We start from the raw sequence: 13,891 nt of genomic DNA, 5'->3' as shown, positions 1-13,891 counted from the left end.
CGCGATCGATGCGGCGCCCGCAATTCCTACGCGCGGAATTCCTGTCCCCGCCGCCTGCCCCCGTCGTCATTGCGAGCGAAGCGAAGCAATCCAGACTTTCTCTGCTGGCAAGACCCTGGATTGCTTCGTCGCATCGGCGCAAAATTGCTACGCAATTTTGTCGCGAGCTCCTCGCAATGACGGTGAGAGGCTGCGGATTACAAACACCTAGCCGATCAAATCCGGATTGATCAGCCGCTCGAACGAGAACATCTCGTCCCATTTCTCCTGCGTCAGCAGCTTGCGCTCGACCACCACGATCTGGTGCAGCGACTTGCCGCTTTTGTAGCCCTCGCGCGCGATCTCGGCACATTGCTTGTAGCCGAGCAGCGGCTTCAACACAGTCACGATACCGAGCGAGTTCAGCACCATGTTGCGGGTATGGTCCTCGTTGGCGGTGATGCCGACGATGCAATTCTCCCGCAAGGAGTTGACCGCGCGCTCCATGGTGCGGATCGAGAAGAACAGCGCGAACGAGATCACCGGCTCCATCACGTTGAGCTGGAGCTGGCCGGCGCTTGCGGCCAGCGTCACCGTGGTGTCGAGCCCGATGACGAGGAAACTGGTCTGGTTGACGACCTCGGGGATCACAGGATTGACCTTGCCCGGCATGATGGACGAGCCCGGCTGCAATTGCGGCAGGTTGATCTCGTTGAAGCCGGCGCGCGGGCCCGAGGCGAGCAGGCGGATGTCATTGCAGATCTTCGTCAGCTTGCTGGCGGTGCGCTTGAGCACGCCGGAGAGCTGCACATAGGCGCCGGTGTCCGACGTCGCTTCGACGAGGTCGCCGGCGAGAATGAAGTCGACGCCGGTCAGCGCGCTCAAGTGTCGGACCGCGAGTTTAGGATAGCCGGCGGCCGCCGTCACGGAGGTGCCGATCGCGGTGGCGCCGAGATTGATCTCGCGCAGCAGCGCGCGCGCTTCCGAGATGCGGTCGACCTCCTCGCCGATCGTGGTGCCCCATCCCCGGAATTCGGCGCCGAGCGACATCGGCACCGCGTCCTGCAGATGCGTGCGGCCCATCTTCAGCACGCGGTCGAACTCGCGGCCCTTGGCGAAGAAGGCTTCCTGGAGCTGGCGCAGCGCCGTCATGTAGCTCTCGAGCCGCAGGATCAGAGCGAGGCGAAATGCGGTCGGATAGGTGTCGTTGGTCGACTGGCCGTAATTGACGTGGTCGTTCGGACTGACGTGCTGGTAGTCGCCCTTGACGAAGCCGAGCGATTCCAGCGCGAGGTTGGCGATCACCTCGTTGGCATTCATGTTGGTCGAGGTGCCGGCACCGCCCTGGATGAAGTCGGTGACGAACTGATCCATCATGTCGCCGGCGATGACGCGATCGCAGCCGAGGATGATCGCATCGGCGATCTTGGCGTCGATCGCGCCGAGATCGCGATTGGCCATTGCCGCGGCCTTCTTCACGAAGCCAAGCGCCTTCACGAAGTAAGGCTCCTGGTTCATCGGAATGCCGGTGATGTGGAAGTTCTCCTTACCCCGGATGGTCTGGACGCCGTAGTAGATGTCGTCGGCGATCTCACGCTGTCCGAGGAAGTCCTGCTCGTAGCGGCTCATGGGCGCTCCTTGCTGCTCGCGCGATGTGCCTAGTTCTGGCACAGCGCGCTGGTGACGACGGTATCGGTGCGGCAATCATCCGGTTTGCGCTGCCTGCCCGGAATCAGGACCTTGGCCGAGCACTTCTCGGCGGAGTCGGTATTGAGGCTCTTGCCTTCCTTGTAGCCCTTGCTCTGGCAGAGCTGGTCGGCGGCGGGCTTGCAGTCGGGCGCGCCGTTCGAGGAGACGGGACAGGCCGCGCGCCCCGAGACCATGGTCGAGGGCTTCGCCAGCCGCGACAGGTCGTTCATGGTCTCGCTTGGGCTTTTGATCGGCGGCAGGAACGAGGGCACCTTGTCGAACAGGTTGCGCAATCCGTGGATCAGCCCGGGATTGTCCTCGCCCGACGGAGATGCCGATGGCGCAGGCGTCGAGGGCGGCGGCCCCTGCTCCCGGATACCGAGGGCCGGCGGCGCGGATTGCGGCCATCCAGCCCCGGCAGCACCGAGCAGGAGCAGCAGCACCGCTGACGTCAGCGTCCCGAACCGCACGGCCGGATTGCCGGATCGAACCATCATGCGGGCAACCGTAGCCGAAGCCGGCGCGGCGTCAAAGCATTGTGGATCCAAATCCTAGAGCATGATCCGGAAAAGTGCGAAGCGGTTTTCCGAAAAGATCATGCTCAAACAATAATCTAAAGCGCGATGACGATTCATCCTAATCTCATCGCGCTTTAGATCAGCTTGATCGCCACGACGAAGCCGAGCACCAGCACGGCAGCTCCGAGCGCGACCCACAGACCGAGATGCCGCTCGATCCGCTCGCGGATCCAGTCGCCATAACGGTTGAGCAGGATCGCGGCGATGAAGAAGCGCCCGCCGCGCGCGATGATCGAACACAGGACGAACAGGACGAGATTGTAGCCGGCGAAGCCCGAGGTGATGGTGACGAGCTTGTAGGGGATCGGCGTCAGGCCCTTGAGCAGGATGATCACCGCGCCCCATTGGGCATAGGATGCGCGAAAAGCATCGACCTTGTCGCCGAGGCCATAGACCTGGATCAGCCAGTGGCCGACCGAGTCGAACAGCAGCGCGCCGATGGCATAACCCAAGAGACCGCCCAGCACCGAGGTCACGGTACAGACCGCCGCATAGATCCAGGCGCGCTGGGGACGGGCCAGCGACATCGGGATCAGCATCACATCAGGGGGAACGGGAAAGAACGAGCTTTCTGCGAAAGCCACGGCACCCATGATCCAGAGCGCGTAAGGCTTGTGGGCGGCGTCGATGCACCAGTCGTAGATACGTTTCAGCATGCGCCGCGATGAAGCACCATGGGACGGATTTGTCCATCGCGAGTTTTGTGAAGGTTTTTGGCGCGACCCCTGATCGCGCTTTAGTGCCGTTTTCGCGCGGCGCGGCCCTCGAGCGCGACGATTGGCCGCCGGGCCGAGATGCGCGGTGACGCCACTTTGGGCAGCTTCATCGACGACTTCGGCAGCTTTTCGGCAATGCCCAGCATGTCCTCACGCCGCGACATTTCGCGCCAGACGTCTTCCGGACGTACGCCGGCCGAAGCCCAGAGCACCGTGAGATTGTAGAGCAGATCGGCACTTTCCCGGACCACGGCCTCGGCGTCGCCGTTGACCGCGTCGATCACGACCTCGATCGCCTCTTCCGCCAGCTTCTTGGCCATTTTCGACGGCCCGCGCTGAAACAGCCGGGCGGTACGCGATGTTGCCGGATCAAGGTCCCTGGCCGCGAGCACAGCCAGATAAAGCCGCTCAAGCGAATCACTCATGGTACTCAAAATTACTCTAAACCAATGGCGAGCGCGTTAACGCCCGACAATAAAAGGTAAAACCGGCCGCCGCGGCAAGCGCGACGACCAGTTGTGGTCAATCCTCCGTCACCAAAGCTAGTAGCAGTTCGTATAGTAGCCTTGGCCGCAGAGCTCGGACGGAGCCGTGCCGCCGTACCGTTGATATTGGTAGTTCGGCCCCGGACCGTAATAGGGGCCATCACCATAGTAGGCGGGGCCGCTGTAGTAGGCGGGACCGCCATAATAGCCTGGACCGGCGTCATAGGCGTAGGCGTCGCGGGTCGCGGCAATCGCAAGGCCGGTGCCGATGGCGCCGGCAATGGCCGCACCGGCAAAGGCTGCACCGCCGCCGCCATGCCAGTGGCGGCCACCCGCGAATGATGCGGTGGGGGCGATGGTGGTCAGTGCCAGCACCGCGGCAGTGGCGAGAACGGCCTTGCGGCCGGCGAACTTCGAAATTCGGTCAAACATGACTTGGACCCTCCTTGGGACCTTGGGCGGTGCCTCGAGACAGGCTCATGTCCTTCAAACACGCGCATCCCATGTTGGGTTCCCCAACCCCAACAGAAGCTGAACGGGGTTGCGTGATCATGACGCAACCGACGCTCATCCGCCGTTCAGGTTGACACGATCCGGCGGCTTGCCCTGCCGACGCTGCGAGCGCGACCTCGACCGGAGATAACCGGTAGCTTCCGCTGTATCTCGCGCACAATCCCTGCTTAGAATATCGGTTCCGAGACCCCGACCGAGTTCTTCGCCCGCATGTCCATCCTCCGCCTCTACACCCGCGTTCTCGAGCTGCTCGGCAAGGAGGCCCGGCTCGGCTGGTTGCTCGCTGTCGCCAATCTCCTGTTGGCGGCCTCGCAATTCGCGGAGCCCGTGCTGTTCGGCCGCATCGTCGACGTGCTCTCGGGCAAGACGGTCGCGGGCACCAATTCGGCTTGGCCGTTCCTCGCCGCCTGGGTCGCGTTCGGGCTGTTCACGATCGGCTGCAGCGCGCTGGTGGCGCTGCAGGCCGACCGGCTCTCCCACCGCCAGCGCCAGGCGGTTCTGACCAGCTATTTCGAGCACATCCTGCAACTGCCGCTCACCTTCCATTCCGGCACCCATTCGGGCCGGCTGATGAAGGTCATGCTGAACGGAACGGACGCGCTGTGGCGGCTCTGGCTCGGCTTCTTCCGCGAACACTTTGCCGCGATCCTGTCGGTGGTGGTGCTGTTGCCGCTGTCGCTGTACCTGAACTGGCGGCTGGCGATCCTCCTGTTCGTGCTCTGCGTCGTCTTCACGGCGCTGACCACCTTCGTCGTGCGCAAGACTTTCGGCATGCAGATGGCGGTGGAAGAGCAGTACAGCGAGCTGTCCGCGCGTGCATCCGACGCGCTCGGCAATGTCGCACTGGTGCAGAGCTTCGTGCGGGTCGAATCCGAGGTGCAGGGCCTGCGTTCGGTCGCCGACGAGCTGCTCGCCGCGCAGATGCCGGTGCTGTCCTGGTGGGCGCTCGTCACCGTGATCACGCGGGCCTCCACCACCATCACGGTGCTCGCGATCTTCACGCTCGGCATCGCGCTGCACGACCAGGGCCTGACCTCGGTCGGCGAGATCGTGATGTTCGTGAGCTTTGCCACGCTGCTGATCCAGAAGCTCGAGCAGGTGGTGAGCTTCATCAACAACGTGTTCATGGAAGCGCCGCGCCTGCGCGAGTTCTTCAATGTGCTCGATGCCGTGCCTGCGGTGCACGACCGGCCCGACGCGATCGATGCGGGCCGCCTCTCCGGCCTCGTCGAGTTCAATGACGTCACCTTCTCTTATGACGGCAAGCGGCCGGCGATCGAAGACCTCTCCTTCACCGCATTGCCGGGCCAGACTATCGCGCTGGTCGGCCCGACCGGCGCCGGCAAGTCCACCGCGATCGCACTTCTGCACCGCGCCTTCGATCCGCAATCCGGCTTCATCAAGATCGACGGCATGGACGTCCGCGGCGTGACGCTGACATCGCTGCGGCGAAACATCGGCGTCGTGTTCCAGGAAGCGCTGCTGTTCAACCGATCGATCGCCGAGAACTTGCGCGTCGGCAAGCCGGATGCGACCGAAGCGGAGATGCGCAAGGCCGCCGAGCGCGCGCAGGCCATCGAATTCATCGACCGCAGCGGCGGCTTCGAGACCAATGCCGGCGAGCGCGGCCGCATGCTCTCGGGCGGGGAACGGCAGCGGCTGTCGATCGCGCGAGCGCTCCTGAAGGACCCACCGATCCTGATCCTGGACGAGGCGACCAGCGCGCTCGATGCCGTCACCGAGGCCAAGGTGAATGCCGCTCTCGACGAAGTGATGAAGGGCCGCACCACCTTTGTGATCGCCCACCGCCTCTCCACCATCCGCAACGCCACGCGGATCCTGGTATTCGAGAACGGACGGGTGATCGAAAGCGGAACTTTCGATGAACTCGTCGCCAAAGGCGGCCATTTTTCCGAGCTCGCCAAGGCCCAGTTCATGGTGCAGCAGCCGGGGCAGGCCGACGCGCGCGCTGGTATAAGTGCCGCCGAAGCCGCAACCTCTGCCGTCAAGTCCCCTTAGCAAGTCCCGGTCGCACCGTCGAAATTCGGCCTATTTCATTGCGGAATACCGGAGGGAAGCCCCTGTTCTCGACGCCCGAGCCGGTATAGGTTTGCGCTGCCGCGAGCGGCGGCGTTGGATTTCAAAACCGAACATCAGATCACGAGAGACGCTCCTATCAGGCGGATCTCCAAGGACCGGAATCGGATAGTGCACGCCTTTCGCCCGCTGCTTCGCAAATCCCTGTTCAACCTGTTCGCTGCGGCGCTCGCAGTCGGTACGCTTGTCTTGCCGCGTGCCGTCAACGCCGAAGCGCTGCTGCTGATCGAAGCCGACAGCGGCAAGGTGCTGCAGGCGGAGAACGCGACCATTCCCTGGTATCCGGCCTCGGTCACCAAGATCATGACCGCCTATGTGACGCTGAAGGCGGTCAAGGACGGCAAGATCACGCTCGACACGCTGGTCACGGTGTCGCCGATGGCCGCCTCGCAATCACCGTCCAAAATGGGATTTCGTCCGGGCACACAGCTCACCATCGACAACGCCCTCAAGATGATGATGGTCAAGTCGGCGAACGACATGGCGGTGGTCCTGGCGGAAGGCGTCGGCGGCTCGATCGACGGCTTCTCCGCGATGATGAACGACACCGCGAAGCGACTCGGCATGACGCAGACGAGCTACGTCAATCCGAACGGCCTGCCCGCCGACGGCCAGATTACGTCGGCACGCGACCTCGGCATTCTTGCGCGCTCCTTCCTGCGGGACCTGCCGGAATACGAATATTTCGTCCACATCCCGGCGATTCGCTTCGGCAAGCGGATCACGCCGAACTTCAACAAGCTGATTGGCCGCTATCCCGGCGCCGACGGTTTCAAGACCGGCTTCATCTGTGCCTCCGGTTACAACCTCGTGGCCTCGGCCACGCGCAATGGCCGGCGGCTGATCGCTGTGGTGCTCGGCGCCAACTCCGGCACCGCGCGCGCGGTGAAGGCGGCGCAGCTCTTGGAGCGCGGGTTCAGCCAGGACAATTTGTCGTGGCTGCGCCCCTCGCTCGGCACCGTCGAGAACCTCGTGCCGGTCGACGCCTCACCGCCCAATTTGCGCGAGGAAATGTGCGGTGGTCACCGCAAGCGCCCGGCCAGCGACGACGACGACGCGTTGATCGCGACCAATGGCGGCACCAGCGGATCGGCCTCCGCCACCGGGGGCGAGGCCCAGGTGACGTTCTTCACCGCAGGCCTCCAGCCGCCTCTGATGAAGGCGTCCGAGCTGATGGCCTCGGCGCCTGCGGCCGCGGAACCCGTGCTGGTCTACACCGGCCCGACCCGCACCGGTGCCGCCCTGGTCGCGGCGGTCGCGGCCGATTCCGACCAGCAGAACCCGCCGAAGGCGCGTGGCAAGAAGGCGCGCCTCGCCAAGAAGCCTGACGCCGGCAGCGAGGCCAAGGGTAACGCCAAGACGACTGACGCCAAAACAACTGACGCAAAGACCGCTGCGGCGAAGCCGACGGCCACCAGGCCCGATGCCACGGCCAAAGGCGATGCAAAGGCTGATGCCAAAACCGCGGCAAAGCCGGCGGCGACCAGGCACGCCGCGGCCAAACCCGATGCGGCGGCCAAGCCCTCGGAGAAGCCGGCGGGCGGCGATCAGGCCGCCAAACCCGCCAAGCCCAAGGCCGCCACGAAACCTGCGCCGAAGCCCGCGCCGAACAACAGCTAGGTTCACGCTCTCAGCTCGGCGGGCTGCGGGTCGCACTTCGCACCTGCGGCACGATTTGAGACGATTCCTGTAGCCTCCCCCCAGCCTTTGCCCTAAGCCTCGACGGCTTGCCAGCCGTTCCGGCAGGCTCGATACTGCCGGCAATGAGGCGGCCCGAGACCAACGGGCTCTGAAGTCAAGAGAGGGGAGTTTCCATGGAGCGTATCTGGCTCAAGCAATATCCGCCCGGCGTGCCCGCCGATATCGAGCCGACACAATACGCATCGCTGGTCGACCTCCTGGAGGAGAGCTTCACCAAGTTCGCCGACCGCAAGGCGTTCATCTGCATGGACAAGGCGATCACCTATCGCGACCTCGACCAGATGTCGCTGGCGCTCGCGGCCTATTTGCAGGGCCGCGGCCTGCAACGCGGCGCCCGCGTCGCGATCATGATGCCGAACGTGCTGCAATACCCGGTCGCCACCGCCGCGGTGCTGCGCGCCGGCTTTGCCGTGGTCAACGTCAACCCGCTCTACACCCCGCGCGAGCTGGAGCATCAGCTCAAGGATTCCGGCGCCGAAGCCGTCATCGTGCTGGAGAACTTCGCCCACACCGTCGAGCAGGTGATCGCGAAGACCCCGGTCAAGCACGTCATCATCGCCAGCATGGGCGATCTGCTCGGCTTCAAGGGCGTGATCGTCAATCTCGTCGTCCGCCGCGTCAAGAAGATGGTACCGGCCTTCGCGCTGCCGGGCGCGGTGTCGTTCAACGACGCGCTCGCGGCCGGCCGTGGCCAGACCTTCAACAAGCCGAAACTGTCGCCGGGCGACGTCGCCTTCCTGCAATATACCGGCGGCACCACCGGCGTCTCCAAGGGCGCCACCCTGCTCCACCGCAACATCGTCGCCAACGTGCTGCAGAACGACGCCTGGCTGCAGCCGGCGCTCAATGCGCCGCCGCATGTCGAGCAGCTCATGATCGTCTGCGCGCTGCCGCTCTATCACATCTTCGCACTGACGGCCTGCTATCTGCTCGCCGTGCGCGCCGGCGGCTGCAATCTCTTGATCCCCAACCCGCGCGACATCCCCGGCTTCATCAAGGAGCTCGCGAAGTATCAGGTCAACAGCTTCCCGGCGGTCAACACGCTCTACAACGGCCTGATGCACCATCCCGACTTCAAGAAGCTCGACTTCTCCAAGCTGAAGATCTCGAACGGCGGCGGCATGGCCGTGCAGCGCCCGGTGGCCGAACAGTGGAAGGCGATCACGGGATGCTCGATTGCGGAGGGGTACGGCCTGTCCGAGACGGCGCCGACGCTGACCTGTAACACCGCCACCAATGCCGAATTCAACGGGACGATCGGCATTCCCGTGCCGTCGACTTATATCTCGATCCGCGACGACGACGGCAACGAGCTCCCGCTCGGCCAGGCCGGCGAGATCTGCGCCAAGGGCCCGCAAGTGATGTCGGGCTACTGGAACCGGCCGGAGGAGACGGCGAAGGTGATGACGGCGGACGGCTATTTCCGCACCGGCGACATCGGCATCATGGACGAGAAGGGCTACACCAAGATCGTCGACCGCAAGAAGGACATGATCCTGGTCTCCGGCTTCAACGTCTATCCGAACGAGATCGAGGAAGTGATCGCGAGCCATCCGGGCGTACTCGAATGCGCCGTGATCGGCATCCCCGATTCCAAATCGGGCGAGGCGGTGAAGGCTTTTGTGGTGAAGAAGGATCCGAACCTCACGGCCGAGGACGTGATCAAGTTCTGTCACGAGCAGCTCACCGGCTACAAGGTGCCCAAGCACATCGAATTCCGCGCCGACCTGCCCAAGACCAATGTCGGCAAGATCCTGCGCCGTGAGCTGCGCGACGAAAAGAAGGCCCAGGCGGCGTAGGGCAGCCTCTCGACCTTCGGCCCGATGGCGGACTTGCGTGCCCCATCGTCATTGCGAGCGCAGCGAAGCAATCCAGGAATGCATCCGCGGATACATCTCTGGATTGCTTCGTCGCAAGGGCTCCTCGCAATGACGAGAAATTGGCAGCGTCCGCCTCGTCGCACAGCGGTGATGCCGTTTCCCTCCAGCGGTAAAATGCTCTAGAACAGCCCCGGCCCCTTTCAATGGAGAAACGACCATGGCGATCCAAGTTGGCGACAAGCTGCCCGAGACGAAATTCCGCGTGATGACGGCGGAAGGTCCGCAGGTGAAGACCACCGACGATATCTTCAAGGGCAAGAAAGTGGCGCTGTTCGCGGTGCCCGGCGCCTACACCGGCACCTGCCACAAGATGCATCTGCCGAGCATCTTCCTCAACGCCTATGCCATCAAGGACAAGGGCGTCGACACCATCGCGATCGTTTCCGTCAACGACGCCTTCGTCATGAACGCCTGGAAGCGCGATACCGACCAGCGCGACGAGGCCGTCTTCCTCGCCGACGGCAATGCCGACTTCACCAAGGCGATCGGCATGGAACTGGATGCCTCGGGCAACGGCCTCGGCATCCGCTCCAAGCGGTACTCGATGCTGGTCGAGGACGGCGTGGTGAAGAAACTGAACCTGGAAGCGATGCCCGGCAAGGTCGAGGTGTCAGGGGGCGATACGCTGCTGGGGCAGCTATAAGGCGCCCCGCGCCTCCCCTTCACTTTGTGGAAGAAAGTGGCGCATCTGACATGCGCGCGGGATGAGGGTCTCTCTCCCTGGAGCCAGACACCTCACCCGTCTGCGATGCTGCGCAGTGAGGACCGCGCATGCAGATTTGACGTCGCTCTTGCGTCCGCGAGATGACAGCGCCTCGCGGCTTGTGTCGCCATAGTATCCTTGTGTTTCTGGACTCCGGAAGCTAGTTTCAACTGAAGGTTGGGGCCAGCGCCGCGAATGGAGATCACGGCCCGAAGCCGTCCTCCGGGGGCACGATGAAGTTGCGGCACGCGAAATTATTTGGCGGCTTGATGGTGTTGTGCGCGGCGAGCGAGCCCGCATTTGCACAGACGGTTTGGACCGGCACGACCTCCACGGATTGGTTCACAGCTGGAAACTGGACGAACGGAGTTCCGGGAGGCGGCAACGACGCGAGACTGGATACGACCGCGCCCAATCCGACGGTGATCGGGACACCGGGTGCCACCACGACGAATCTACAAGTCGGGCTGTCCGCCGCCGGACAGCTGACAATCAGCGGCGGCGGCACGTTGGCCAGCTCGACCGGTACGCTCGGCCTCACATCCCCGGCGCAGGGCGCAGTCACCGTGACAGGCGCGGGCTCGACGTGGAATTCGACCGGAAACATTGTCGTCGGAAGCAGCGGCGCCGGGACGCTCACCATCGCGAACGGCGGCTCGGTGACGGCGGCAGCGCTTCAGGTGGCGGTGCAAGCCGGATCAAGCGGAACGCTGAATATCGGGGCGCCCGGTGGAAGCTCGGCGGCGGCGCCGGGCACATTGAATACCGCGAGCGTATCGTTCGGCGCCGGCACAGGAACGATCAATTTCAATCACACCTCGGCAAACTACGTCTTCGCCCCGACGATTGGCGGCGGCGGTTCGGTCAATGTGCTCGCGGGCACCACAAGCCTCACCGGAGCGAATAGCTACACCGGCGGCACGACTCTGACCGGAGGTAAGCTCTCGGTGTCGGCCGACCAGAATCTCGGCGCGTCGACCGGCGGTCTCACCTTCAACGGCGGGACGCTGCAATTCACCAACAGCATGACGCTCGCGGCGACGCGTGCCGTGACCATGAATGCGGGCGGCGGCACGTTCGACACCAACGGCAACAACGTGACCTTCGGAGGATCTTTCAGCGGCACCGGCGGCCTGACCAAGTCCGGGACCGGCACCCTGACCCTCACGGGCACCATTCCATCGAATCCCGGAGGCTACAGCGGGCCGACCAACATTCTCGCCGGAACGCTGCGCGCAGGAAACGAGTTTGTGTTCGCGCCGCAAAGCGCGGTCACGGTCGCCGCGGGCGCCACCCTCGATCTCAATGGTCACAGCGGCCTTATTGGGTCGCTCGCCGGCGCAGGCAACGTCACCCTGGGCAGCGTCGGAAACCTCTTGATAAACGGCTTCTATAAAGCCGACACCACATTCTCCGGCGTCATCTCGGGCAGCGGCAATTTCTCGAAGTTTTCGGACGGGATCCTGACACTTTCAGGCGCCAACACATATTCAGGCTCGACCTCGATCGGTTTCGGGGGCTTGCGGTTGAGTGGCGCCAGCACGCTGGGTCTTGCGTCAAATTCGATCGAGCTGCTCAGTCGCAGCTCCACGCTCGATCTCGGCGGGACGACACAAACGCAAAACGGCGGCCTGTCGATGCTCGCCGGTGCCATCACCAACGGTACCCTGGCTTCGTCGGGAACCATCCAAATCCAATCCGGCACTATCAGTGCGGCGCTCGCGGGGACCGGTTCGCTCGCCGTGCCCCTGATCAGTTCAACTCTCGAGGTGGTTCTCTCGGGCACCAACACCTACACCGGCACCACCACGGTAGGCGGCTTCCTGGAGGTGGACGGCTCGACTGCAAGCTCGGTCCTGACCACGGTCAACAGTTCCATCAACAATATTCCCGGCGTGCTCAGCGGCACCGGAACGGTCGGCACCACGCAGATCAATGGCGGCATCCTGGCGCCCGGCACCGTGGTGCCGGGATTGCTCACCGGCACGCCGGGAACGCTGACGGTCGCCGGCAATCTCGCCTTCACGTCCGCTGCCATCTATCTCGTGCAGGTCAACGCCGCGACGGCTTCACGCGCCAATGTCACCGGCAACGCCGCGCTGTCCGGCACCGTGCAGGCGGTGTTCGCACCCGGCAGCAGTTTGAGCAAGCAATACACCATCCTGCATTCGGCTGGGCTCGGCGGCACCAAGTTCGATACGTTGAAGACCGTCAATCTGGCCAACTTCACCGCGAGCCTGAGCTACACCAACACCGACGTGGTACTCAACCTGGTGTCGGCGCTTGGTCCGCTTCCGTCGGCGCCCAACGGCAATCAGCAAAGCGTCGCCAATGCGCTCAACAACTTCTTCAACAGCGGCGGCACGCTGCCCCCCGGCTTCCTCAACCTGTTCAACCTGACCGGTACCAATCTGTCCAATGCGCTGACGCAAATCTCCGGCGAGACCGCGACCGGCTCGCAACAGACGACGTTTGACGCCATGAACCAGTTCATGGGGCTTCTCACCGATCCGTTCGCGAATCGGACCGACGAAACGGATTTCAGGCCGGGCGCGTCGGGCTTTGCTGGAGAGAGCGGCAGCGTCAGCGCTTATACGGCCGGAAAGACCAACGATGCGTATGCGATGTTCACCAAGGCGCCACCCGCCGCGGCATTCCAACTGCGCTGGAACGTTTGGGTTGCAGGCTTTGGCGGTTCGCAATCGACTGACGGCAACACGGCAACGGGATCGAACAACACGTCCAGCAGCATCTACGGCACCGCCGTCGGCGCCGACTACCTGTTCTCGCCGAACACCGTCGCCGGCTTTGCGCTGGCCGGCGGCGGCACGAATTTTTCCGTGACGAATGGAGGCTCCGGCCGCTCCGACCTGTTCCAGGCCGGCGCCTATGTGCGCCATGCTCAAGGTGCGGCCTATGTCTCGGCCGGCCTCGCCTATGGCTGGCAGGACGTCACGACGAATCGCACGGTCACTGTCGCCGGCATCGACCAGCTTCGCGCCGAATTCAATGCCAATGCGTATTCCGGCCGTCTCGAGGGCGGCTACCGCTTCGTCACGCCACGGATCGGCGGTGTCGGCATCACGCCTTACGCAGCAGGGCAATTCACGCTCTTCAACCTGCCCGCCTATGCCGAAAGCGTCGTGGCCGGCACTCCGACCTTTGCGCTGGCCTATGCAGCCCAAAGCGTTGTCGATAGCCGCAGTGAGCTTGGCTTCCGCACCGACAAATCGCTTGCGCTATCGAATGGCGTGCTGACGTTGCGTAGCCGGTTGGCCTGGGCGCATGATTTCAACCCGAACCGCTCGGCCGCCAGCACGTTCCAGAGCCTGCCCGGCGCATCTTTCGTCGTCAACGGCGCCGCCCGGGCCAGCGAATCCGCCCTGACGACGGCATCGGTCGAGATGAGGTGGCTGAACAACTGGTCGGTCGCCGCAACCTTTGAGGGCGAATTCTCTGACGTGACCAACAGCTACGCCGGCAAAGGCGCGGTGCGCTATCAGTGGTAAGCAAACATCGTAAGGATAGCAGGGCGGCACGAGAGTCATCG

At 63.8% G+C, this 13,891-nt stretch carries 11 protein-coding genes; 5 read left to right on the top strand and 6 right to left on the bottom strand.

Annotated features, from left to right (window positions below):
• Nucleotides 1-207: 207 nt before the first annotated feature.
• The 5 genes from G8O24_RS10680 to G8O24_RS10660 all read right to left on the bottom strand — a co-directional run bounded on the left by G8O24_RS10680 (nucleotide 208) and on the right by G8O24_RS10660 (nucleotide 3,879).
• The gene (locus G8O24_RS10680; RefSeq protein ID WP_188098935.1) at nucleotides 208-1,608 is read right to left on the bottom strand and encodes an aspartate ammonia-lyase; all 1,401 of its coding nucleotides are present in this window, start codon (nucleotides 1,606-1,608) and stop codon (nucleotides 208-210) included.
• A 29-nt stretch (nucleotides 1,609-1,637) separates the two neighbouring features.
• Nucleotides 1,638-2,165 carry a hypothetical protein gene (locus G8O24_RS10675; protein ID WP_188098933.1) on the bottom strand — a complete coding sequence of 176 codons (528 nt, stop codon included), beginning with the start codon at nucleotides 2,163-2,165 and terminating at the stop codon, nucleotides 1,638-1,640.
• Nucleotides 2,166-2,320: 155 nt separating this feature from the next.
• The gene (locus tag G8O24_RS10670; protein WP_188098931.1) at nucleotides 2,321-2,902 is read right to left on the bottom strand and encodes a YqaA family protein; all 582 of its coding nucleotides are present in this window, start codon (nucleotides 2,900-2,902) and stop codon (nucleotides 2,321-2,323) included.
• 80 nt (nucleotides 2,903-2,982) lie between these two features.
• Nucleotides 2,983-3,387 (bottom strand): phosphoribosyl-ATP diphosphatase, encoded by a 405-nt coding sequence (hisE, locus tag G8O24_RS10665; RefSeq protein WP_188098930.1) that lies wholly within the window; start codon nucleotides 3,385-3,387, stop codon nucleotides 2,983-2,985.
• A gap of 117 nt (nucleotides 3,388-3,504) precedes the next feature.
• Nucleotides 3,505-3,879 carry a hypothetical protein gene (locus G8O24_RS10660; protein WP_188098928.1) on the bottom strand — a complete coding sequence of 125 codons (375 nt, stop codon included), beginning with the start codon at nucleotides 3,877-3,879 and terminating at the stop codon, nucleotides 3,505-3,507.
• Nucleotides 3,880-4,170: 291 nt separating this feature from the next.
• Between G8O24_RS10660 and G8O24_RS10655 the strand changes: the two genes are divergently transcribed.
• From G8O24_RS10655 to G8O24_RS10640, 4 genes are all read left to right on the top strand, one after another.
• Nucleotides 4,171-5,979, top strand: a complete 1,809-nt coding sequence (locus tag G8O24_RS10655; RefSeq protein WP_188098926.1) for a glucan ABC transporter ATP-binding protein/ permease — start codon at nucleotides 4,171-4,173, stop codon at nucleotides 5,977-5,979.
• A 189-nt stretch (nucleotides 5,980-6,168) separates the two neighbouring features.
• Nucleotides 6,169-7,677: a D-alanyl-D-alanine carboxypeptidase family protein gene (locus G8O24_RS10650; protein WP_188098924.1), complete on the top strand. Its 1,509-nt coding sequence runs from the start codon at nucleotides 6,169-6,171 to the stop codon at nucleotides 7,675-7,677.
• A 194-nt stretch (nucleotides 7,678-7,871) separates the two neighbouring features.
• Entirely contained in the window at nucleotides 7,872-9,557 is a 1,686-nt protein-coding gene (locus tag G8O24_RS10645) for a long-chain fatty acid--CoA ligase (protein ID WP_188098922.1), read from the top strand.
• Nucleotides 9,558-9,795: 238 nt separating this feature from the next.
• Nucleotides 9,796-10,281 carry a peroxiredoxin gene (locus G8O24_RS10640; RefSeq protein WP_188098920.1) on the top strand — a complete coding sequence of 162 codons (486 nt, stop codon included), beginning with the start codon at nucleotides 9,796-9,798 and terminating at the stop codon, nucleotides 10,279-10,281.
• A gap of 262 nt (nucleotides 10,282-10,543) precedes the next feature.
• Here the strand turns inward: G8O24_RS10640 and G8O24_RS10635 are convergent, their stop codons facing one another.
• Complete coding sequence (locus G8O24_RS10635; RefSeq protein WP_188098919.1) at nucleotides 10,544-10,849, bottom strand: hypothetical protein; 306 nt, start codon at nucleotides 10,847-10,849, stop codon at nucleotides 10,544-10,546.
• 1 nt (nucleotide 10,850) lies between these two features.
• Here G8O24_RS10635 and G8O24_RS10630 point away from each other — a divergent pair, with 1 nt between their 5' ends.
• On the top strand, nucleotides 10,851-13,850 hold the full coding sequence (locus G8O24_RS10630; RefSeq protein WP_188098917.1) for an autotransporter outer membrane beta-barrel domain-containing protein: 3,000 nt from the start codon (nucleotides 10,851-10,853) through the stop codon (nucleotides 13,848-13,850).
• Nucleotides 13,851-13,891: the final 41 nt, after the last annotated feature.

Origin of the sequence: Bradyrhizobium campsiandrae, from assembly GCF_014529705.1 — a bacterium.
GTDB lineage: Bacteria > Pseudomonadota > Alphaproteobacteria > Rhizobiales > Xanthobacteraceae > Bradyrhizobium > Bradyrhizobium campsiandrae.
The sequence above is the reverse complement of the archived record's forward strand: the minus strand, read 5'-3'. Positions and strand labels throughout refer to the sequence as shown.

Bases quoted from the DNA above. Each gene is read 5' to 3' on its own strand.
- G8O24_RS10655 (WP_188098926.1), top strand. From the start codon at position 4,171: ATGTCCATCCTCCGCCTCTACACCCGCGTTCTCGAGCTGCTCGGCAAG.
- G8O24_RS10675 (WP_188098933.1), bottom strand. From the start codon at position 2,165: ATGATGGTTCGATCCGGCAATCCGGCCGTGCGGTTCGGGACGCTGACG.
- hisE (WP_188098930.1), bottom strand. From the start codon at position 3,387: ATGAGTGATTCGCTTGAGCGGCTTTATCTGGCTGTGCTCGCGGCCAGG.
- G8O24_RS10680 (WP_188098935.1), bottom strand. From the start codon at position 1,608: ATGAGCCGCTACGAGCAGGACTTCCTCGGACAGCGTGAGATCGCCGAC.
- G8O24_RS10660 (WP_188098928.1), bottom strand. From the start codon at position 3,879: ATGTTTGACCGAATTTCGAAGTTCGCCGGCCGCAAGGCCGTTCTCGCC.
- G8O24_RS10640 (WP_188098920.1), top strand. From the start codon at position 9,796: ATGGCGATCCAAGTTGGCGACAAGCTGCCCGAGACGAAATTCCGCGTG.
- G8O24_RS10670 (WP_188098931.1), bottom strand. From the start codon at position 2,902: ATGCTGAAACGTATCTACGACTGGTGCATCGACGCCGCCCACAAGCCT.
- G8O24_RS10645 (WP_188098922.1), top strand. From the start codon at position 7,872: ATGGAGCGTATCTGGCTCAAGCAATATCCGCCCGGCGTGCCCGCCGAT.